Source organism: Cohnella sp. LGH, assembly GCF_017671885.1.
Lineage (GTDB): Bacteria > Bacillota > Bacilli > Paenibacillales > Paenibacillaceae > Cohnella > Cohnella phaseoli.
Map to the genome: position 1 here is coordinate 1,009,392 of NZ_CP072117.1, position 21,686 is coordinate 1,031,077.

Genomic DNA, 21,686 nt, shown 5'->3' on the forward strand with positions numbered 1-21,686 from the left:
AAATGAATACGTTATCTGCTAGCTTTCCACTTAGCTACTTCATCCGTAATGGTATCCCCGCCAAGTTTCTTCCAATTCGCCACGAATTCGTCGAAAGCATCGATCGAAGACTCCCCCATTACAATTTTTGTAAACGTCTCCAGCTCCATTTTCAGCAGTGTCGCTTGTTTCTCGACCATCGTCGGCGTAGGACCGGAAATAAATTCGGTCATATGGAATCCATCATTCTTGTGGTAGTCGTAGAGTAATTCTATCGCGTCGTAGAATCGGGTATATCCCCATCCGGACTGATCGCCGTTGTTGAAATCGTTAAGCGCTTTATAGAAATTCGCTTGACCGGGATTGCTCTCCACATTCAGAAGAGATTCGTCCTGCTTCTCTAGCGCGTTCTTCACGTCCTCGTACAACTCGACGTTCTGAATGGGATTGGCCGCTTGCACCAATGCATACTGCCATTTGGCGACATCCCCATTTTGGTTCATATCGGTGAGAGGATACTTCGTTCTATCCCATTGATAGCTGGCTGCGTTAAGCATTTTTACCGCGGCCTCCGGGTGCTCCATCCCTTTGCGAACGACGTAATATTGATTTACATTGTAAGGGGTTTGCGGCTTAGCTTTCTGATCATCGATCGATGGCAGCGCGAACGGCTTCCATTCCATTTTTTCATCCAGCGCTTTTCCATCCAAGAACAGCAGCGGCGACCAGTCGGCGCCATAGAACATTCCCAACTTGCCTGAATTTACATTTTGGATGAATTTCTCTTTATCTTTGACTCCGAACTCGCGATCAATGTACCCGTCTTTATACAGCTGCTGCAGCTTTTCTAACGCTTGCTTCATTTCAGGCTGAATGCTTCCGTATACAAGATTGCCCGATGCATCCGCAACCCAGCTTTTCGGATAGGCGTGATAACCGTTGAAGAATCCGTCCAGACCCGGTTCTAAGCCGTAGAATTCTTTAGTGGCTCCCAATCCCTGTGTATCCTTCTTATTGTTTCCGTCCGGGTCCTGATTGACAAAAGCTTCCGCGATTTTGAATACATCCTCCATCGTTTTCGGCTCGGGCAGATTAAGCTTCTCCAGCCAATCCGTACGGATCCAAAGCAGGGAAGCGAAATCGAATGAGCCCGGGTTCACCGGCAATCCCAACAGTTTGCCGTTAAACGTAGCCGATTCAAGACCAACTCCGCCATCCTTCTTTAACATCTCTTTTGCAAGAGGAGTACCGTACTTTTCGAGCGCCTCAGTTAGATCGGCTAATTGATCGGCTTCAACCAATTGATTAAATTGAATGCCATTGACGGGCATAATATCCGCCAATTGACCGGAAGCCATGGCAATGTTGAATTTCTGCTCATATTGCGTCGGATCGGAAACCCATAAATATTTCAGCTTGATTCCGAATTCGTTCTCGTATAATTTCGTCCAAGCGTTATTCTCGATCGTTTCTCCGTTTTCAAACTTCGTCGTTGAATCCAACGTTCTTATCGCCGTCACCTCGATAGGCGGATCGATCTTGCCCATCGGTTCAACCGCGGTTTCTCCTCCGCTATTCGCGGCGCTTTCTTTCGAGCCGACATCCTGTGTACCCGTTGGTTGCGCGTTATTTCCTTCGTTTTGCTTCGTGCAAGCCGAAGCAAGAACAAGCATGCACGCCAGTGCGGTCATCGCGATCCATTTTACGGACTTCCTCTTCATGTCGTATCCCCCTACTTATTTTTGCCTGCTCCGTAAGTATAGAAGATGGCAAATAGCGTAGCTATTTGCCATTGTTGCTTTCCTTGACATTTGTTGCGCTGATCTATTCGTCGTTAATCCGGTAACTCAGATCTCTGTACTCCTGCGGCGTCATTTTGAACGTTTTCTTGAACGAACGGTTGAATTGAGGGGCGGCTTCGTAGCCGACTCGAGTCGCGATCTCTTGAATCTTAAGATCGGATTGCGCCAGTAAATCCCTCGCTTTGTTCATCCGCTCTTCGGTGATGTAATCCGACAGCATTCTTCCGGTCATTCGCTTGTAGATACGGGATAAATAAGTCGGACTATGGTGAACGACCATAGATAACCGAGTCAGAGAGAGGTCTCCGCCGAGATGGGCCTGAACATAGTTATGAATAGTCGCGATCAGCCGTTCGCTTTGTTCTTCGGGCGCGGGTTCGCGATAGTCCAGAAGATAGTCAGCTACCGCGGCTAAGTAAGCAACGGCCTCTTCCCAACATTCGTGCGCGTCGTATTGCGTCGTTTTGCCAAGATCCATTTTCATGAACAGCTCATGGAACAGTCCTACCCGAATCGCATAAGAAATCAGATTCAGCGATAAGATATGGAAGGTTTCCAGCCGATAAGGGTATTCGGGCAAAGCGACTTGATTGGCGATTTCTCCGTAAAGCCGGTGAAAGCTGTCTCGTTTCCCGCCTGCCAAATACTGCTCCAAAAGCTCGAATTGCTTTTTATTGTGTTGAGATTCCGAGAAGGGAATGTCTCGGTCGGACGCCGAACGAAGCCCAAGCTGATTCGAATCCTGGATTAATAGCTCTTGCCCGTTATACGAGCTCTGTCCGAGCAAGGCTTTCAGAAAATAAAATTGCGCGCCTGCCTGGCTCCATTCGGAAGGCTCTCGCGCCATAACGAAAGAGATTGATAGCTTCAGCAGCTGTTTGCACGTCTGTTGAACGGCTTCCAAAATGCCGTATACTCTTGTTTTCATGTGCTCGTAGGCCCAACGCTCTTCTTCCCCAACCTCATCAAATTCACCCTTCCCCGCATAGGATTTGGGCTGCATAAACCATGCAAGCTTGCCGGATTCGAAGGTTACGGATACGCTCTCGACCGTTGGAGCCAAATATTCCTCCGCTATGTTCTGGCAAGCGCCGAGAAAGAGCGTACGATCCGCTTCGCTTGCGCCTTCCATCCATTCGTCCACTCTTCCCAAAACCAGAAATACCTTTTTGTCCGGGTTTAACAGAATCTCGGACTCTTCGAATCTTTTCTCGACTTCTTTCGAGGAGGATGACGGATCGCGCATCAAGTCGAAGAGCGTATTTCTTTGCAAAGCCGGAAGCGCAAGCTGCAATTTCTTTCTTGCCCTCAGCATATGGACGGCACCGTCTTCCGCTTTCTCCATCTCCGCGAACGCCTTTTCCAAGGCGGATACAATTGCGTGATCGTCTTCGTTCTTCAAAACGTAATCCACGACCCCGCCAGTCCTTATCGCATGACGCGCGTACTCGAATTCATTGTAGCCCGTCAGAAAAATCACTTTGCAGCGCGGCCAGCTCTCGATGATTTGCTTATGCAGTTCGATTCCGCTCATTCCCGGCATGCGAATGTCCGAAATGACAACGTCGATACGGGTTTGCTTGAGGTGATCCAGCGCCTCGTAAACGTTGTAAGCGCGATAAGCCTCCAGATCCAGATGCGAGGTTTCCTCCAGCATACGAAAAATGCTGTTGACGATGATGGGCTCGTCGTCGACGATGAGTATTCGTTTCATATTTGCTCTCCTTTGTCGCTAGGGATATAAATTCGAACTCTTGCGCCTCCCATGGAACCCCGCCCGATCTCCACCCCGCCGCGTTCGCCGTACTTCAGCTTCAAGCGACGGTGGATATTGATCAGCCCCGTGGTTTCTCCTTCATCGGACCGGTGCAGCGCCCCGTTCAATTCGGCCAGTCGTTCTTGCGTCAACCCGGCGCCGTTATCTTCGACCGAGAAGATGAGTTTATCCGCCTCCACAGCGAACCGAATCGACAATCTCCCCTCTCGCACCACTTCTCCGAGCCCATGTTCATAAGCGTTCTCCACGAGCGGCTGCAAGATCAAACGCGGAATTAATATCCCATGGAAACTTGGCGGAAGCGGATCGAAATCTACAACAATTCGGCTTGAAAACCGCACGTTCTGAATTTCCACATACGAACGGACGTGGTTGACTTCATGCTCTAACGGAACCTCTTCCAGCCCGTTCCTCGTAATATAGTGAAAATAGTCGCCAAGATTTTTGGATACCAGTTCGGCCGTCTCGTTCTCGTCGTTCTTGATCAATCGATGTAAAATAAAAAAGCTGTTGTAGAGAAAATGAGGAGTAATTTGCATCTGCAGCTGCTTGAGTTCGGATTGTTGGAGACGGATCTTCTGCACGTAAAGCTCGTCGATCAGCGTCTTCAGATTCAGTACCGTCCTCTCGAACCGATTAAAGATATATCCGAACTCATCCTCCCGGGACGAGGAAAGCACGGCGCTGAAATCGCCCGCCTCCACGCTTCGAAAACGTCTGACCAAATTTTGAAGAGGACGGTGGATCAACAGATAGATTCCGTAGGAGAACAGAACCACAATGATAAACGAACTGGCCACAAGCAGCCAAAACCAGACGCCATACGTTTTTAATTGCCCTACGACCACATTTTCCGGAAAGTAGAACAGGAGCGAAGCATCCAGAAACGTCGATTTCTCATATACGGCCATATACGGTTGCTTGCCGATGTCCACCTGCATCGTAAACGCCGTCGACTCCCTCATACGCTCCGTCAATGCTTCCCTGATTTCCGCTTGCGGCGAGGTGTACTTATCGTTGGCAATTTGCCACTTATCGTTAAACAGGAGAGCCCCGCCTTCCTGTGGAAACGAATTCAAAGCGCCTGTTAGCGCTTCCATAGATAGTTCGATATTTTGAATGAACTGAGGCTCCTTCTCTGTTTTCGATAAGTTAAGCGGGTAAGTTAAATTCAGAAACAAGCGGTCTTGCCACACGGTAATCGGAATTCCGCTCGTATAGGTGGCCTTGGCGATCGCCTCCGCTTCCTCGCCGTTGCCGGACACTTCTTCCAAGCTTGAGGTCGAAACGGTGCCGTTAAGCGAGCGGATATAAACGCTAATATTTTTAATATAAATGCTGGACTCCTTCAGAGCCGTAAGTTTAAGCTTCAAGTCGTTGATCGTCTTCGTACGCTGATAATCAGATAAAATCGTCAAGGAATTGCTAAGCTGTATTAAATCCTCGTCATTAATGAATCCTTGCTGGTTCCGAATAATTCGCTCCAATTCTTTCTCGAGCGTCGTGAAATAATAGTGAATGTTCATCGTAATCGAGCTGGAGATTTGGTTTTTGACCTCTTGCTTGCCCAGATCGTTCAGTACGAGGCTGAGCGTGAACAGCGGCAGGGTGATGATCAGAAAAGTAAGCACAAGCTTCGGAAATATCGGTATGTTATCGATTCTTCGCTTTATCGCTATCAAGACGAGCCCTCCTTTTTTTCTCCACAGTATACGACGCTCGCTATTTTTATCCAAGACAAAAAAACCGTCCCCGCTAACGATGGGCCGGTCGAATTTGCATTTTCAAACAGTCAGAGCTTCTTGAAGCGTGCCAAACAATTCGCGCAGATACAGGCTTTGTTTCGCGATTCAGCAGGAATCGCATCGAATATTTCGGGCGGAAACTCCGCTTTTGCGCACCAGCAGGAACCATGCGGCCTGTCCGCAAGCTGTCCGCACGAATTGCTTTGGCCGCACAGCGGGCATTTGCCCGGGTCGATGGTTAACGCATCGTTTCCTGTCATCGCCGTCCGTCCCCCTGATAAAATGACAAAAAAAGGAGCTGTGCCATAAGCCGGGTTGCCTGAAATAATCGATATGTAAAGTAAGGTGTATATATCTCCCGGAGACTGCCTCATACGCTCCTGAAATTACCCTATAACGGGTTTACCCATTCAGATTTCGGGAGCGTATCGCATCGGAGGGAGATATATACACCTTGCACCTTTATTGTCGATTATCTTTTACAGCAACTTGGTTGGCTTATGAGACAGCCTTCTTCACAACGACTAGATTCTCGCTTTCAGGAACTTCACCGCAGCGGAGATGTCCGCTTCCGGATTCGTGCCGACCTCGCGCTCGATCGTCAGGTAGCCGCCGTAGCCAATGTCGCGAAGCGCCTTCAGGTAAGCGTCCCAATCGACGCCGCCTTCGCCGAGCGGAACTTCGCGGAATGCGTCTCCCGACTCCGCATCGTGAGCGATCTTCTCGTGGTCAAGCGGCTCGAAGCCCAGCGCGCCGTAAATCAGACGCGGATCGACTTCGCGCAGACGGATACCGTCTTTGGCATGCGTGTGCACGATATAGTCGCGCAGGTTGTAGACGCCTTGCGCCGGATCGTCTCCGGTGACCATGACCATATTCGCCGGGTCGAAGTTGACGGAGACGCCTCTGGAGCTGAGTCCGTCAAGGAAGCTCTTCAGATGCGCCGAAGTTTCCGGTCCGGTCTCGATCGCGAAGAAGGCGTTCATGCTCGTCGCGTAACGGCTTAATTCGTCGCACGCCAGATGCATCGCTTCGTACACTTCGCTGTTCTTGTCGTCCGGCACGATACCGATATGCGTCGTAACGACGTTCGTGCCGAGCTCTACCGCCAAATCGAGAATACGCTTGGACTTCTCGATTTTCGCCGGATTCGCCTGCTTGTCATGGAAGCCATGGCCGCCCAGATCGCCGACAAGTGCGGAAATTTCCAATCCGAGCGATTCGATGTACGACTTCCACTCTTTACGTGCAGCGGGCGACAGGTTCGCCGGGTCCATCTCGCCGGTAACGGCATAGATTTGCACGCCGTCGGCTCCCACGTTTTTCGCTTTCACCAAACCTTCGCGTACGCCGACTCTGAAGCTGTCGACGATGACTCCGATTTTCCAAGGGGTTACGATACCGGACATTTCCTTCACTCCTTAATTAAATTTCATTCCAAATCCGTCTGGCGTTGTCGAGAGCGATTTTCGTCGCTTGAATGCATGGCTCCATGCCTTCGAACTCGATGGACAGATAACCGTCGAAGCCCGACTCCTTCACAATGCGCAGCGCGCCGCGAGTGTCGAGGTCTCCTTGACCGGCAATCGCGCCTCTCAGGTAGGCACCGTTCGCCGACTTGAACCAGCCGTCGCCGGGGTTGTTCTCGGCCGGCCGGATGTAGAAGTCTTTCACGTGAACGATGGACGCAATCTTGGCGTTGTTGCGCACGCCCGCTAGCGGGTTCTCGTCGACGCAGACGAAGTTGCCGATGTCCAGCGTCGTACGGAAGTTGTCCCGCGCGACCTCGTTCACGATCGCCTGAACCCGGTCGCTCGCTTGTACGTAGTAGCCATGGTTTTCGATGCTGGTCGTGATGCCGTATTGCGCCGCATAGTCGGCGATCTGACGGCAAGCCTCCACCAGCTTGGGAAGGTCCTTCATAAATTGAGCGATGGACCGATCCTCGGAGTTCGCCACGTCATGGCGCATCAGCTTCGCGCCCAGCGCTGCCGCGACGTCCACCTCGCGCTTGACGCGCACGATTTCACGTTCGAACGCTTCGTCGTCCAAGCCTGCGAAGTTCGCGCCGATCGCATAGTTGGAAATGTCGATGCCCACTTCGGCCGCCTTGCTGCGAATCGCCTCGACCAATGCAGGATCTGCCGTCAGATTCACCTCGCCCAGCGGCACGATCTCGACATGCTCGCCGCCCAGCTCCGCTACCTTGGCGACAACGCCGACGTAGTCCAGCTCTCCTTTTTCTACCGCTTGCCACAAGCTGTAAGAACTGACCCCGAGCTTCATAGACGAACCTCCTCGCCTTTCGCCGCGGATTCGTAGATGCCGCACAAAATTTTCATAATCTCAACGCCGTCCTCGACCGGGCTAATCTGCTCCGTGCCGTTCAGGATGCAGTCGACAAAGTGATCGACTTCGTTCTGGAACGCCGCATCGCCGGAGAAACCGGCCGTGCTGTCGGTCTGAGGCTGGATATTCAAAATCGTGTCATGCTTCTCGGTCACGATCACAACCTCGGGATCGATCTCGAAGCTTCCCTTTTCCCCGTACACCCGAACCATGCCTTCGTCCTTCTTCGCATGCAGCGAGTAGCTGACGTCGACCATGATGGATGCTCCGTTCTCGAAGCGGATAATCGCACTTGCCAGATCTTCGACCGTGTTCTTCGATGCGTCGTAATCGGCCGCTTTATAGAAAGAGAGATGCTTGACGTTGGAACGGTTGCCCAGCTTCTGATACGTGTTCGCGCTGACCGCGACCGCCTTCGGCTTGCCCATTAAATACCAGCACAAGTCGATGACGTGAACGCCGATATCGATAAGCGGACCGCCTCCGGAGCGCTCGACGTCCGCGAACCATCCGCCCGGATTGCCCAGCCGGCGCAGCGTCGACGCCTTGGCGTAGTACAGTTCGCCGAATTCTCCCTGATCCGCGAATTCGCGCAGCATCTTCACGTTCGGATCGTATCTGCGCACATAACCGACTTGAAGCAGCTTGCCGGAGGAGCGTACCGCCGCCTCAACCTCATGAGCCTCTTCCATCGTCCGGCACAGCGGTTTCTCTACGAGCACATGCTTGCCGGCCTTCAGAGCGGCAATGCTGATCGGAGCGTGCGTATTGTTCCAAGTACAAATGCTGATCGCATCCACGTCCGCATCGGCGAGCAGCTCGCGGTAATCGGTGTACACCTTGTCCGCTCCGTACTTGTCCGCCACTTGACGCGCTCTGGCCTCGTTAACGTCGCAAATCGCGACGATCTGCGCGTCCGGATTGCGCGCGTACGAACCCAAATGCATTTCCGAAATCGATCCTGTACCGACGACACCAATTCGAACTTTTTGCACCTGCCCAACACTCCCTATGCTCACATTTGTTTTCAATTTGTATTATAATGTGATAAAGTGCCGATACCATGTAAAAGCATGCTCTTTATTTGCACAATCGTGCTGTGTTGGAGGATGACAGATGGAAAAACACGCGGATTACAAAGAACCGATGCCGATGCCCAATCCGTCCTTCCCAATTAAAGTAAACCCTCCGTTTTCACATAAGTTCGTCAGCGGTCAGACCTTGTTCGTCCACCATTGGCACGAGCATATGGAATTTCTATTTTTCACCTCGGGCAGTGCGGTGATTGAATGCGGTTCTACGCCAATCGCTTGCCGCAGCGGAGATTTGTGCGTCGTGAACAGCAACGAGCTTCACTACGGCTTCAGCACTTCGGAGAATTTATCCTATTATGCGATGATCGTGGACATCTCCCTGCTGCACAGCCATGCGATGGACGCGGTGGAGACGAAGTTTATTACCCCCATTGCCCGCAACCAGATTTTGTTTCAGAACCTCGTCTCGGGTGACGAAGAGATCAACCGCTGCATGCAAACGCTCATCCATGAGCTTCATCAGCAGGAGCTAGGCTACGAGTTGTCCGTCAAATCCCAGCTTTACGGCCTGCTTTCCCTGCTCGTGCGTAAATATGTAGCCGCGACGTCCAAGCTGGACGCGTACCGCCACCGGCTGAAGGGACTGGAACGGCTCGCGCCGGTATTCGCCTATATCGACGATCATTATAAGGAAAAGCTATCCGTCGAGCAGCTTGCGAGCATCGCCGGGCTGAGCCGTTACCACTTCAGCCGGCTGTTTAAGCAGCTCACGGACAAGTCGTTGATCGAATACGTCAATCTGATCCGGATCAACAAAGCCGAGAACATGCTTCGCGGCAAAAGCATGAACATATCGGAGATCGCCATGGCGACGGGATTCAGCGATATTTACTATTTCAGCCGAACGTTTAAGAAGCTGAAGAAGATGTCGCCGACGGAGTGGAGAAACGGGGACCTTTAGATTTAGATCCATCGACGAGCAGTCCCATCCTATTGGGGCTGCAGCGGATGTCCCCGTTCAACCGGTATAGCTCCCGTCGGCCAGCTCTCCGTCCAACTGCCGCTTCCAGCCTTCCAGCTTCCGAATGGAGGCCGCGTCTCCGACCTCGAGCTGATGCCTGAGCAAACGTTCATAAACGCCGCTCCGATAAGGATCGAGCTCGAGCAGTTTCCACAGCAGCCGCCCCAGAACTGGGCCGGAGCCGTCCGCCTCTTCGGCGAGTCGGTCCAGATGGCGAACGTACGTCGCCCGCAGTTCGCCTCTTCTGCTGTTCGCCCAATCATAATGCTCGGTGTCCAAGTAGTCTCCCCGATACAGCGCCAGCAGCTCGTCCGCATCCTCTAAGTTCCCGCGCCGCATCAGAACGTCAAGTCGTTCGGTATCGCTGCTGACGCGGTCAGTATGCATCCAATAACGCTCATCCCCGAACGCTACCATATCCGCAAAGCCTTCCGCTCTCAGCATGTTGCGCACATTGTACAGTGTCGTATGAAACAACGCTTTGGCTCGTTCGGAATCGACCTCGGGCCAGAGATGATCGAGAATATGGTAGCGATAGACCGGCTCTCCCCCATGGTTCCACAAATAGGCGAACAGCTCTTTGGTTTTCCGCGTCCGCCACGTGACAAGACGCCCTTCTCCGTCGTACAGTTCCAGGCTTCCCATCGCCTTCAAATTCAGCTTATGCGGCGACACCGACTGAGGCGGCTGATCGCTCGCTCTTAGCTCTGCTTGGTCCAATGGCGCCGCCGCTCTTCTCGCCGCTTTCTTCCGAAGCGTTTCGTACCGCTCAATCGTTTTGCGCAGCCGGTCTTTCGCAACAGGCTTCAGCAAATAGCCGATCGCATTTTTGTCGAATGCCTCAAGCGCATATTGGTGGTACGCGGTCACGAAGACGATCTCGGCTTCGGGGCAGCGCCCGCTCAGCAGCTCTCCCGCTGCGAGCCCGTTCATTCCGGGCATCTCGATATCCAGAAAAATCAAATCCGGCTTTAGCGACTCCGCCTGATCCACCGCTTCAAACACTTTGCCGAATTTTCCGACGACCTCGACGCCCCCGATCTCTCGGAGCAATATTTCCAGAACGTCGAGGGCAATCTCTTCATCGTCTATCAACAGCGCTCTTAGCATAGATTCCCTCCGGTATATGAAGCTTGACCTGCGTGCCGCGCCCGGCCAGACTGCGATACTCCAATTTTCCTCCGTACAGCATCTGCAGCCGCCTGTTCACGTTGCGAATGCCGACGCCGCCCGCTTGTCCATTATCCAACGCATCCAGCGTCTGCTCGTCCATACCGACGCCGTCGTCTTCCACCAGAATTTGTACGGAGTTCTCGTTACGGCTAACGATAATATTCAGAATGCCTCCCTCGGGCTTAGGCCCGATGCCGTGGCGGACGGCATTCTCTACGATCGGCTGCAGCGTAAGGGGAGGCAGCATGCAACTGCTCCCTTCTTCAATCTGATAGCAGACCCGCAGCCGTTCGCCGAAACGAAGCTGCTCGATGGCAAGATAAGCTTTGACTAATTCCAGCTCTCGCTCCAATTCCACTCGTTGTCCCTGAAAAACGAAGGTGAACTTCGCCCGCAAATATGTCGTCAGGTGATGAATCGTCTCCCTGAGCTTGTCAACGTCCTTATAGCTAAGTCCAACTAGCGCATTCATGCTGTTATAGAGAAAATGGGGCGTGATCTGAGCCTGGAGAAAATCCATCTCCCTTCGTACCGCTTGCTCGGATGAATTCTTCATCGCAAGCAAGGACTGGGCCCTCGCCTTCAGCTCAGCCAGCTCGAACGGCTTCTGCAAAATATCGTTCGCCCCCGCGGCAAACGAAGCCATCGTATCGCCGGTCTGCCCTGATGCGGTGAGCATTAGCACAGGAAGCTCCGCCAAGCCGTGCAGCGTTCGAATCTCCCGGCATACGTCGAGCCCGGAAAGCCCCGGCATCATGAGATCGAGCAGCACCAGATCGGGTTTCGGATGACGCAGCAGCGCCGCAAGCGCCTCCTCCCCGCCGCCGACCGCCGTGTATCCATAGTCCATGGCCGACGCCGCATGGATCAAAACTTTCAGATTGGAGGGCTCGTCGTCTACGATCAAAATATGAAATTGCTGCCCCGGTTCGTGATGCGTCATCCCGGAGAGGCCGGAGAACGCGGGCATATCCGGCTCGGCAGTTGCAGCTGCAGCCTCCTCCGCTCCGGCATCGATAGGCAACGTAAACGTAAACTTCGAGCCGACTCCAACCTCTGATTCAATCTCGAGCCTTCCTCCCTGCAGCTCCGTCAGTTGCTTGGAGATGCTTAGTCCAAGACCTAACCCCGACTCAAGAGCTTTGCCCTGCCCTTCCTTGTATTGAAAGAACGGCTCGAACAGCCCGGGCAAAATTTCCCGGGGAATGCCGTTCCCCGTATCGGTCACCGAGATCGCCAGCTCTCCGCCGCGCCGTTCCGCCGTCACCCGCACAGTGCCCTTTTCCGTATATTTCAGGCCGTTCTCCATTAAATTGTGCAAGATCTGTCTAAGCCGGTTTTCGTCCGCCCTCACCAGCGGAAGAGTCGACGGGAGCGCATTGACCAGCTTGACGTCCCGGTTGGTCGAAGCAATGGAGAGCGTCTCGATGACGAAACGCACCGACATCGCCACGTCAACCAAAGTCGGTTGGATAACGAGCTGGCCATGACGTATCCGGTTCAAATCGAGAATATCGTGCACCAGACCCGAGAGCCGGCGTCCCAGAAGATGCAGCATTCGTATGTTCTCGCGCTGCTCCTCCTGCAACGGCGCGTCCCGATCGTCAAGCAGCGCTTGCGATAAATTCACGATGCCGTGAAGCGGCGTTCGCAGCTCGTGCGACGTTTTCGCCAAAAACTCGTCCTTCTGGCGATCGTACTGGAGCAGCTGCCCTGTTAAGCGCTCGCTCTTCCGGATGGCCGTCTGCAGCCGGTCAGACATAAGAAAGGCTTGCGAGAATACGAGCAGCAGCGGGGTCACAATCATGTAATACGGGTTGTCCAACGCCAAATGATACCGGGTTTGCCCGTAAATCCAGGTGACGATCAGGAAAAAGCTGCCCAACAGCATATAATAGCTGTCATGCGGACTACGACGATGATTGCGGAAAATCGCATAAATGATCAATCCGAGAGCGACGATCTGCAGCGCGAACGCAGTTGGCCAGAAGATGACCAAATAACGGCTGGGAAAGACCGTAAACAGCGCCACGTAGACAAAGCCGAACTTGCACAGCCATAAATAGAGGGAGTTGTTCTTCTCGCCCAGATAGCGATAGACATACAGCCCGAAGAACACGAACGTCAAATAGGTGAACAAGAAGATCAGCTTCTGCAGCAAAGGGAAGGAAAGGCCCGGAACGAGCGCGGTAGCCAAAATTTCGTTATCGATTGAAAAAAACAGCCCCGTCGACAGGCAGAACAAACAAAAATGCATCAGGTGCCGCTCTTGGCGCCATTGTTTAAACATTCCGACGTAATACAACCCGAAGACAAACATCGTCGTCACGAGAATCATGTCTGCCAGACGGGAATGATCGCGGCGGTTCATCACGTCTCCGGTCAGGCCGAACTCCGGCGCTTGCACCAGCCCGCCTTCAATAAACTGAAAGCTTGCGACCTGAATGACGATCTCCACCGTTCCGTCCCTTGCCGCGGCCGTCCCGAAAAAAGGAAGGTTGCTCGGAACGAATTGCTCCTCGTTCAGAGCCGGACGGCCGTTGCCCCCTAAATCCTCTCCGTTCATAAACACTTGGCTGGACAAGCGGATTTTCTTCGCCCGCAAACTAAACGATTCCGACTCGCCCACATATACGAGCAGACGGTATGTACCTGCGCCGTAGCCGTCTTGGCCTTTCGATCCGACCATTCCCTTCCAATTCCCCGGAACTTCTGCGATCTTCCTTTGCCCCTTCAGGCGAGCCGCGCCATCTCCGCGAAAGTCTTCCGGCCGCAGCAGCATTCCTTCATAGAACTCCCATTCCCCGCTCAATGGAATAATCCCGCGTTCGCCATAGTTCCAGCCGGAAGAGTCCAGCACTCCGTCTTTCGCCTCGGGATACTCTGCCAGCGGATTAAGCCAAGTAAACATATTAATGCCCGTAACGAAGACGAACAGGAAAATAGTCCCCAGCAATATCGTCAATGATTTGTTCATACCTCCATCATATAACAATCGAGGAGCGGATTCGATCCTCTTTTTGCGACTCGCGCGAACGATTTACTCTGCAGGAGAGGAGGACTATACTTAATCAGGCAGGCAAGTTCGGTGTTGTCTTGGTTCAGAAAGGAGAGGGTAGCCGATATGTCTCGAAAAATATTGGTGTTAACTGCCGTTGAGGCGGAAAAAGATGCAGTGCTAAGGGGACTGCGCGGAAACTCGAATGTCGAGGTGACGGTTGCCGGCGTCGGGCCGGCCGCCGCGGCAGCGAGCACTGCGCTGGCGCTCGCCGGGAAGGACGCGGATTACGGACTCGTCGTCAGCGCCGGAATCGCGGGCGGCTTTGCGAACGTCGCGCCAATCGGGTCGATCGTCGTCGCCAGCGAATCGGTCGCAGCCGATCTTGGAGCCGAAACCCCGGAAGGCTTCGCTGGAGTGGACAAGCTGGGCTTCGGCACAAATCGGGTGGTTGCGGCCGCCGCGCTCGCCTCGCGGCTTACGAATTCGCTTCGCAGCTCGGGAATTCCGACGCATTGCGGTCCCGTCTTGACGCTGTCGACGGTGACGGGAACAGCCGAGACGGCGGAGCTGTTGGCAGCGAGAGTTCCGGGAGCGGCCGCCGAAGCGATGGAAGGCTACGGCGTTGCCGAGGCGGCGAGCCGCTTCGGCATTCCCTTCATGGAAATACGGGCCATCTCCAACGCGGTCGGACCGCGCGACAGAGCCGCATGGCGCATCGGCGAAGCCCTTGCTGCGCTGGAATCGGCCAGCACACATCTCGAGGAGGTACTATCGTTATGAAAATCGCTTATTCGCCATGTCCCAACGACACGTTCGTTTTCCACGCGCTTGTTCACGGCCTTGTACCGGGAGCGCCGAAATTCGAAGTCACTTATGCCGACATCGACATTACGAACGGTCTTGCCGCAAGCTCGGACGAGCTCGACATTCTGAAAATTTCTTACGCCGCTTTGCCGTGGGCGCTGCCTGAATACAGACTGGTGCCATGCGGCGGAGCGCTGGGCAGAGGCTGCGGACCGCTCGTGCTCAGAGCCGGAGCGAACGACTCGTCCCCATCGGCGGAAGCTGACGGCGCGGCGCTGTCCGGAAAACGGGTAGCCGTCCCGAGCGAGCGCTCCACGGCATACTTGCTGTTCAGGCTATGGGCGGCTCGGCACGTACCGGGAGGCGTAGGCGAAATCGTCGTCATGCCGTTCCACGAAATCATGCCTGCCGTTCGCGACGGTCGGATCGATGCCGGGCTGGTCATTCATGAAGCTCGCTTTACTTACCAGGAATACGGCCTGTCGCAAATCGTCGACTTGGGCAGCTGGTGGGAGAGCGATACCGGTCTGCCGATCCCGCTCGGCGCGATCATTGCCCGGCGCTCCCTGGACCTGCAGCAGATTCGCGATTGGATACAAGCATCCGTCGCTTATGCTTGGCGGCATCCTGAAGCTTCCCGAGATTACGTCATGGAGCATGCGCAGGAGATGGATCCGCAGGTAGCCAAATCGCACATCGACCTGTACGTCAACGAATTTACAGCCGATCTGGGGGACGACGGCCTGGCTGCCGTAACTACGCTGCTGCAACGGGCCATGGAGGAAGACCTCGTGCCGAAGATGGATCTAGATCAGTTGAACCAATGAAATGGATGGCCCATTGCATTCCGAAAGGGATGGTTTTGCCGACTTCAGACAGGTTGTTTTGGGCTGCTCGGATCGATAAGGACGATAGAGGTAAGCACCCCAAAGCCAAAACTCGCGGCAAAACCATTCCCTTTCTCCATTCCATTGGGTTATCTCTTCGAAGTATCTTTGGTTCAACTTATATAGACAAGCTTCGTTTCTAACAAAAATAAGTCGCGCTGCTTCCCTGAACTTGTCGTTCGGGAGACGCGCGACTTTTTTATTAAAAGAAGCTGTTGACCAGAAGGCCTGTCGTCGGAATTTGCAGATAGGATTGCATCGTCGACTGATAGGAGGCGAATTGCTGCAAGGCCATCATATTCTTGTTCAGCAGACCGCTGGCCGGCACGTCCTGGAACCGCGCGGCTTCCTTCTCCAGCCCTCTGGCGATTCCGCCTAGCGCCCGCGCCGCTCGCTGGGGATCCGCGCTCAAGCTTGCCTGAAGCGCCTTCTCGTCCAGCCGCAGCGTGCCGTCGCTGTTTTTGCGAATGCCGATCGCTCCGTATTCAGACCCGCTTACCGCCCCGTCAAAGCTTTTGCGGATGAGCGGATTCACGTAGCCCGCAGCGTCCTTCAGCCGATTTATCGTTTCATTATAATTGTCGATCAGCTTATTCGCCTGCTCCAATGCTTTCTTACTATCGACTCGCACATCTATCGTAGCGGCCGATTCCGTCGTTTGGAGCAGCGTGGCGGTCGCTTTGCCTTTTTCAAGATCGATCGCGTTCGATTGGGACGACTGGGCCGCGGCGCCATTCACCGAATACGAGGCGTTCTCCGCCTGCTCCTTCACTGCGGAAATTCCCGACCATGCGGCGGCGTTGCCCGTCTCGTCCGTCACCGTAAAAGAATTGTCCGTACCCGTTCGATCGCCGGAAAGCTCCAATCTGGTCGTGCCGCTCTGCTGATCCGTTACAAGCTTGGCGGTGACGCCCGTCTTGGCTCCGTTGATCGCGTCGCGAAGCTTGCTTAGCGCCTGCTCGTTCGTATCCGTGTCCGCAATGTTCGCCGACACCGTCTTCTCCCGGCCGCCGATCGACAGCTTCAGGCTCTGTACGCCGCTCTGCAGCCCTGTCGCCTGATCACTGCGCGCCATCTCCGTTCCGGCGTTCTTCTGCGCGGATGCAAGAGAATAAACCTGTACGCGATACGACTGTGCCGAAGCGCCGTCCTTCGCTTGGACCGAAATTGCCGAGGGGTTCGAAGATGTCGTCTCTCTTGCCTGAAAGGGCAAGTCCGTCTTACGGCTTAGCCCTTGCGCCGATTGCTGAAGCTTGCCCGCCGACTCCAGAAAATCGGCAATGCCCGCGGCCGCCTTCTTGACGTATTCCTGAAAAGGCGTAGCTTGAGCCCACATTCCGGTCGATTGACGGTATCCGGCTTGCTGAAATGGAGAATACATATAAGGGGAAACCGGTTTTAAAGCTTGGACGGAGTTCATTGCCGAGTAGATCATCTCAATTCTCTCCCTTCATTAGTTATATCCGTTCAATACCCATCTATTGCTAACTATAACACCCTCCTCGAATTTGCACAATTATCCAGTTGACAAAGTATAGAAGCAGATCATGCGCGGGAACCTAATCTTTATGAGGTCAAACGAGGATCGATCTATTTTATAGATCATTCCTATGCACAATAATGACTATTTCCGAACATAAAAATGCATTAGAATGGTATCAGGTGCGCACATAGCGTCATGGCACCCGTGTATGACTAACATGAATGCAGAGGGATGCACAATGTCAGTAGACAATGGAAATTTGCAAGAATTATGGAAGCAGTTTTTTGGCCCCAATCTCGGTTACGTCCAAGAGCAGTACGACATCTATCTTCAAAACCCGGAAGCGGTAAGTCCCCAGTACCGCGAGCTATTCGCCCAATACGGCGCTCCGTCTCGCTTAGACGATCCCGCAGCCTCCCCGGCCAACGCGCCGCAGACTGCCGGCGGATCGATCGCACTCGACGCCAATTTGCTTAAAAAAGCTATCGCAGCCGGTCAACTGGCTTGGAATATACGTTCGTTCGGCCATCTGGCCGCCGACATCGACCCGCTGGGACTCAGTCCGAAAGCCAATACGGAAATGATTGAGCCCGCTACTTACGGCCTTACCGAGGCCGATCTGAAGCAGCTCCCGCCCGATTGCATATGGGAAGACGCTCCTTATCCTCTGAACAACGCCTGGGAGGCCGTGCAAAAGCTGCTGCAGGTATACACCGGCCCGATCGCTTTCGATTTCGGCCACGTCCACGTCGAAGAGGAACGGAAGTGGCTCAGCCAACGAGCCGAGTACGTTATCCCGTCCACGAAGCTGCTCGCGTCCGAACGCGAATCGCTGCTTAGAAAGCTGTTTGAAGCGGAGCAGTTCGAAGATTTCCTTCAGCGCACTTTTGTCGGTCAGAAGCGTTTTTCCGCCGAAGGTATCGAATCGCTCGTTCCGTTAACCGACGAGATTGTACATGAGCTTACCAATGACGGCGCCCGCCATATCGCCATGGGAATGGCGCATCGCGGTCGTCTTAACGTGCTTGCTCACGTTTTGGGCAAGCCTTACAGCGCCATCTTCGCGGAGTTCCATCATGCGCCGAACAAAAATCTCAATCCGGCGGAAGGCTCGCTCAGCATCAACTACGGCTGGACCGGAGACGTGAAGTATCATCTCGGAGCCAATCGTTCGATTACTTCCGGGGAAACCGCGGAAACCCGCATTATTCTCGCCAACAACCCGAGCCACCTGGAATACGTCAACCCGGTTGTAGGCGGCTTCGCCCGCGCGGCTCAAGAAGACCGCTCCGCTCCGGGTTATCCTGTATTGAAGCTCGAACAAGCGGCGTCTATTCTTATTCATGGCGATGCCGCGTTTATCGGCGAAGGCATCGTCGCGGAAACGCTGAACTTCAACAATATTAAAGGCTATACATGCGGCGGAACGATCCATATTATCGCCAACAACCGGATCGGATTTACGACCGAAAGCCAAGACTCCCGTTCGACGCATTATGCGAGCGACTTGGCCAAAGGCTTCGAAATCCCGATTATCCACGTGAATGCCGACGAGCCGGATGCGGTTATCGCAGCGGCGCGAATGGCCAGCGAATACCGGACGCTGTTCAAGAAGGATTTCGTTATCGATCTGATCGGCTACCGTCGCTACGGCCACAACGAGACGGACGATCCGGAAACGACCCAGCCTCTTATTTATAAGAAGGTCAGAGCTCACGCCAACGTCGCCCGCTTGTACGGAGAGAAATTGGCTCGCGAAGGCGTTCTGTCCGAGGAAGCTGTCGAGCAAATCAAGCGCGACGTGCAGAACAGGCTGAAGGACGCCTATGAGCAAATGAAGGGCAAGGAAGGCGGCTCCCCGGTGCGCGCTTCGCATCCTCCGGAATTCTCGCTCGACGCGCCGAAGCCCGTAACCGCCGTGCCGATGGATAAGCTGCGCAGCATCAACACAGGTTTGCTGCAATTCCCGGAAACGTTCACCGTATATGGCAAGCTCAAGCGGATTCTCGAACGCCGCGCAGACGCGCTGAACGAGGGCGAGAAGGTCGATTGGAGCCATGCCGAGACGCTTGCTTTCGCTTCGATTCTCGCCGACGGTACGCCTATTCGTCTTAGCGGACAGGATGCGGAGAGAGCGACGTTCGCTCACCGCAACCTTGTGCTGCACGATACGGAAACCGGAGATACGTTCTGCCCGCTGCACGCGATTCCCGAGGCGAAGGCTTCGTTCGCCATCCATAACAGCCCGTTGTCGGAAGCCGGCGTACTTGGATTGGAATACGGCTATAATGTGTTCGCCCCGGAAACGATGGTGATCTGGGAAGCGCAGTTCGGCGACTTCGCCAACTCGGCGCAAGTGCTGATCGATCAGTTTATATCGGCAGGCCAATCGAAATGGACGCAGCGTTCCGGCTTAACGATGCTGCTTCCTCACGGCTATGAAGGCCAAGGGCCGGAGCACTCCAGCGCAAGGCTTGAGCGCTTCCTGCAGCTGTCGGGCGAAGAAAACTGGACGGTCGCTTACTTGTCGAGCGCGGCCCAATACTTCCATCTGCTGCGCCGGCAAGCCTCGATCCTCAATACGGATCAAGCTCGTCCGCTCGTGCTGATGGCTCCAAAAAGCATGATTCGTAATCCTTACGTCGCTTCGTCTGCGGCAGAGCTGAGCGAAGGAACGTTCCAGACCGTGCTCGAGCAGCCCGGACTGGGCAGCCAACCGGATAAAGTGGAGCGTCTCGTGCTTTGCACGGGCAAGGTCGCCATCGACTTGGCCGAAGAGCTTTCCAAGACGCCGGATACGAATCGCGACTGGCTGCACATTGTTCGCGTAGAGCAGTTGTACCCGTTCCCGAAACAAGAGCTTAAGGCGATCATCAGCCGCTTCCCGAACTTGTCCGAAATGCTCTGGGTTCAGGAAGAGCCGAAAAATATGGGCGCGTGGGGCTACATCGAGCCTCGTCTGCGCGAGCTTGTCGACAACGTCAAAGTATCCGTTACTTATAACGGTCGTCCGAAGCGCTCGAGCCCGGCAAGCGGCTATCAACAAATCCATACGTTCGAACAACAGTTCATTATCAACCAAACTTTGGTCCAGAAGAAAAAAACGAAATCCGCAGTTAAATCCGGGAGGTAACTTCAATGCATGACATTCTTGTACCGGCGATGGGCGAATCCATTACGGAAGGAACGATCTCGAAATGGCTCGTTAAAGTTGGAGACAGCGTCAAACAAGGCGACCTCCTGCTTGAGCTGGAAACCGACAAAGTCAACCTGGAAATCAGCGCTGAACAGGACGGCGTAATTTCCGAGATTTTGGCCAACGAAGGCGACACTGTCAAAATCGGCGATCCGGTTGGCAGAATCGGCGCAGCAGGCGCCGCGCCGGCTGCTGCAGCTCCGGCAGCAGCTCCAGCGCAAGAGCAAGCGGCTGCGCCTGTTGCAGCTCCTGCTTCTGCCCCTGCAGCCGTCCCTTCTTCGAACGAAGGCAGCAGCGCAACTCTGGCTACGCCGGCGGCGCGCAAGCTGGCTCGCGAGAAGGGCATCGACCTGAACGCGGTACCTGCTCGCGATCCGATCGGCCGTATTCACGCCAGCGACGTCGCTTCGGCAGGAACTGCTCCTGCTGCCGCTCTGCAAGCCGCGCCGGCCGCTCCAGCAGCGATCGACAAGCCGACTTCCAACGCAAACAAGCCGGAAGAACGCAAGCGCATGTCCCGTCGTCGCATGACTATCGCCAAGCGTCTGGTCGAAGCGCAGCATACGGCAGCTATGCTGACGACATTTAACGAAGTCGACATGAGCGCGATTATGGAAATTCGCAAGCGTCGTAAAGACTCTTTCAAGGAGAAGCACGAGGTCGGCCTCGGCTTCATGTCCTTCTTCACGAAGGCTGTCGTTGGCGCGCTTAAGGCGTTCCCTCACCTGAACGCGGAAATCAGCGGCGACGACATCATCGTCAAGAAATATTACGATATCGGCATCGCCGTGTCGGCGAAAGAAGGCTTGGTCGTTCCGGTCGTTCGGGATGCCGACCGTCTCGGCTTCGCGGAAATCGAGCGCTCGATCGTGCAACTGGCTGGCAAGGCCCGCAACAATACGCTGGAATTGTCCGAGCTGCAAGGCGGCACGTTCACCATTACGAACGGCGGCACCTTCGGGTCCTTGCTGTCGACGCCGATTTTGAACGCACCGCAAGTCGGCATTCTCGGCATGCACAAAATCCAGCTTCGCCCTGTCGCGATCGACGCAGAGCGCATGGAGAACCGTCCGATGATGTACATCGCACTCTCCTACGACCACAGAATCGTCGACGGCGCAGAGGCTGTTCAATTCCTGGTCAAAATCAAAGAAATGCTTGAAGATCCGGAAACGCTGCTGCTTGAAGGCTAATTCGCAGATCTCCGCATAAATAACAAAAACGGCTGCTTCTCGCGCTGCTCATCCCTTCAGGGACGGCTTCGGCGATAGCGGCCGTTTTCTTATTGTGCTCCCTTAGTGGGCGTCGGATTGGCGGGAGTGTTCGAGTACCTCGGGGTCCCTCGAACAATTGAGCTTGCATAGGTTCAGATTTGAGATGTATTGCGCATATACCGGCGGGTTATAAAGAGGACTGATCTAAGAAACCTTCATCT

At 54.2% G+C, this 21,686-nt stretch carries 15 protein-coding genes; 5 read left to right on the forward strand and 10 right to left on the reverse strand.

The window, feature by feature from the left end; translation table 11 throughout:
* Positions 1-11: 11 nt before the first annotated feature.
* The 7 genes from J4772_RS03960 to J4772_RS03990 form a co-directional block, all read right to left on the reverse strand.
* A complete protein-coding gene (locus J4772_RS03960) occupies positions 12-1,700 on the reverse strand; it encodes an extracellular solute-binding protein (protein ID WP_209074220.1) in 1,689 nt (562 codons plus the stop codon).
* Positions 1,701-1,803: 103 nt separating this feature from the next.
* Complete coding sequence (locus tag J4772_RS03965; RefSeq protein ID WP_209074221.1) at positions 1,804-3,495, reverse strand: response regulator; 1,692 nt, start codon at positions 3,493-3,495, stop codon at positions 1,804-1,806.
* Positions 3,492-5,240: a sensor histidine kinase gene (locus J4772_RS03970; protein ID WP_209074222.1), complete on the reverse strand. Its 1,749-nt coding sequence runs from the start codon at positions 5,238-5,240 to the stop codon at positions 3,492-3,494. The genes J4772_RS03965 and J4772_RS03970 overlap by 4 nt, the downstream gene beginning before the upstream one ends.
* 110 nt (positions 5,241-5,350) lie before the next feature.
* A complete protein-coding gene (locus J4772_RS03975) occupies positions 5,351-5,677 on the reverse strand; it encodes a cysteine-rich CWC family protein (protein ID WP_371822817.1) in 327 nt (108 codons plus the stop codon).
* A 150-nt stretch (positions 5,678-5,827) separates the two neighbouring features.
* Positions 5,828-6,712, reverse strand: a complete 885-nt coding sequence (locus tag J4772_RS03980) for a sugar phosphate isomerase/epimerase family protein (RefSeq protein WP_209074223.1) — start codon at positions 6,710-6,712, stop codon at positions 5,828-5,830.
* Positions 6,713-6,728: 16 nt separating this feature from the next.
* Positions 6,729-7,589: a sugar phosphate isomerase/epimerase family protein gene (locus J4772_RS03985; RefSeq protein ID WP_209074224.1), complete on the reverse strand. Its 861-nt coding sequence runs from the start codon at positions 7,587-7,589 to the stop codon at positions 6,729-6,731.
* Complete coding sequence (locus J4772_RS03990; RefSeq protein WP_209074225.1) at positions 7,586-8,647, reverse strand: Gfo/Idh/MocA family protein; 1,062 nt, start codon at positions 8,645-8,647, stop codon at positions 7,586-7,588. Before J4772_RS03990 ends, J4772_RS03985 begins: the two co-directional genes overlap by 4 nt.
* A gap of 121 nt (positions 8,648-8,768) precedes the next feature.
* Here J4772_RS03990 and J4772_RS03995 point away from each other — a divergent pair, with 121 nt between their 5' ends.
* A complete protein-coding gene (locus J4772_RS03995) occupies positions 8,769-9,647 on the forward strand; it encodes an AraC family transcriptional regulator (RefSeq protein ID WP_116060231.1) in 879 nt (292 codons plus the stop codon).
* 57 nt (positions 9,648-9,704) lie between these two features.
* Here J4772_RS03995 and J4772_RS04000 read toward each other — a convergent pair whose 3' ends face one another.
* Entirely contained in the window at positions 9,705-10,817 is a 1,113-nt protein-coding gene (locus J4772_RS04000) for a response regulator (RefSeq protein WP_209074226.1), read from the reverse strand.
* Complete coding sequence (locus tag J4772_RS04005) at positions 10,789-13,857, reverse strand: ATP-binding protein (RefSeq protein WP_209074227.1); 3,069 nt, start codon at positions 13,855-13,857, stop codon at positions 10,789-10,791. Before J4772_RS04005 ends, J4772_RS04000 begins: the two co-directional genes overlap by 29 nt.
* A gap of 147 nt (positions 13,858-14,004) precedes the next feature.
* On the opposite strand from J4772_RS04005, the gene J4772_RS04010 reads away from it, so the two are divergent.
* On the forward strand, positions 14,005-14,661 hold the full coding sequence (locus J4772_RS04010; RefSeq protein ID WP_209074228.1) for a futalosine hydrolase: 657 nt from the start codon (positions 14,005-14,007) through the stop codon (positions 14,659-14,661).
* On the forward strand, positions 14,658-15,512 hold the full coding sequence (locus J4772_RS04015) for a 1,4-dihydroxy-6-naphtoate synthase (protein ID WP_209074229.1): 855 nt from the start codon (positions 14,658-14,660) through the stop codon (positions 15,510-15,512). Before J4772_RS04010 ends, J4772_RS04015 begins: the two co-directional genes overlap by 4 nt.
* A gap of 262 nt (positions 15,513-15,774) precedes the next feature.
* Here the strand turns inward: J4772_RS04015 and fliD are convergent, their stop codons facing one another.
* Positions 15,775-17,007 (reverse strand): flagellar filament capping protein FliD, encoded by a 1,233-nt coding sequence (gene fliD, locus J4772_RS04020; protein WP_209074230.1) that lies wholly within the window; start codon positions 17,005-17,007, stop codon positions 15,775-15,777.
* 286 nt (positions 17,008-17,293) lie between these two features.
* On the opposite strand from fliD, the gene J4772_RS04025 reads away from it, so the two are divergent.
* Together J4772_RS04025 and odhB are read left to right on the forward strand one after the other, a co-directional pair.
* Positions 17,294-20,188 (forward strand): 2-oxoglutarate dehydrogenase E1 component, encoded by a 2,895-nt coding sequence (locus J4772_RS04025; protein WP_209074231.1) that lies wholly within the window; start codon positions 17,294-17,296, stop codon positions 20,186-20,188.
* A gap of 5 nt (positions 20,189-20,193) precedes the next feature.
* Positions 20,194-21,444, forward strand: coding sequence for a 2-oxoglutarate dehydrogenase complex dihydrolipoyllysine-residue succinyltransferase (odhB, locus tag J4772_RS04030; RefSeq protein WP_209074232.1), 1,251 nt, complete (start codon positions 20,194-20,196; stop codon positions 21,442-21,444).
* Positions 21,445-21,686: the final 242 nt, after the last annotated feature.

What these genes read in the sequence shown, in the direction of transcription:
- J4772_RS04010 (WP_209074228.1), top strand. Translation starts at nt 14,005, where the DNA reads ATGTCTCGAAAAATATTGGTGTTAACTGCCGTTGAGGCGGAAAAAGAT.
- J4772_RS04005 (WP_209074227.1), bottom strand. Translation starts at nt 13,857, where the DNA reads ATGAACAAATCATTGACGATATTGCTGGGGACTATTTTCCTGTTCGTC.
- J4772_RS04000 (WP_209074226.1), bottom strand. Translation starts at nt 10,817, where the DNA reads ATGCTAAGAGCGCTGTTGATAGACGATGAAGAGATTGCCCTCGACGTT.
- J4772_RS04015 (WP_209074229.1), top strand. Translation starts at nt 14,658, where the DNA reads ATGAAAATCGCTTATTCGCCATGTCCCAACGACACGTTCGTTTTCCAC.
- J4772_RS03960 (WP_209074220.1), bottom strand. Translation starts at nt 1,700, where the DNA reads ATGAAGAGGAAGTCCGTAAAATGGATCGCGATGACCGCACTGGCGTGC.
- J4772_RS03985 (WP_209074224.1), bottom strand. Translation starts at nt 7,589, where the DNA reads ATGAAGCTCGGGGTCAGTTCTTACAGCTTGTGGCAAGCGGTAGAAAAA.
- J4772_RS03995 (WP_116060231.1), top strand. Translation starts at nt 8,769, where the DNA reads ATGGAAAAACACGCGGATTACAAAGAACCGATGCCGATGCCCAATCCG.
- odhB (WP_209074232.1), top strand. Translation starts at nt 20,194, where the DNA reads ATGCATGACATTCTTGTACCGGCGATGGGCGAATCCATTACGGAAGGA.
- J4772_RS03965 (WP_209074221.1), bottom strand. Translation starts at nt 3,495, where the DNA reads ATGAAACGAATACTCATCGTCGACGACGAGCCCATCATCGTCAACAGC.
- J4772_RS03980 (WP_209074223.1), bottom strand. Translation starts at nt 6,712, where the DNA reads ATGTCCGGTATCGTAACCCCTTGGAAAATCGGAGTCATCGTCGACAGC.
- fliD (WP_209074230.1), bottom strand. Translation starts at nt 17,007, where the DNA reads ATGATCTACTCGGCAATGAACTCCGTCCAAGCTTTAAAACCGGTTTCC.
- J4772_RS03975 (WP_371822817.1), bottom strand. Translation starts at nt 5,677, where the DNA reads ATGAGGCAGTCTCCGGGAGATATATACACCTTACTTTACATATCGATT.
- J4772_RS04025 (WP_209074231.1), top strand. Translation starts at nt 17,294, where the DNA reads ATGTCAGTAGACAATGGAAATTTGCAAGAATTATGGAAGCAGTTTTTT.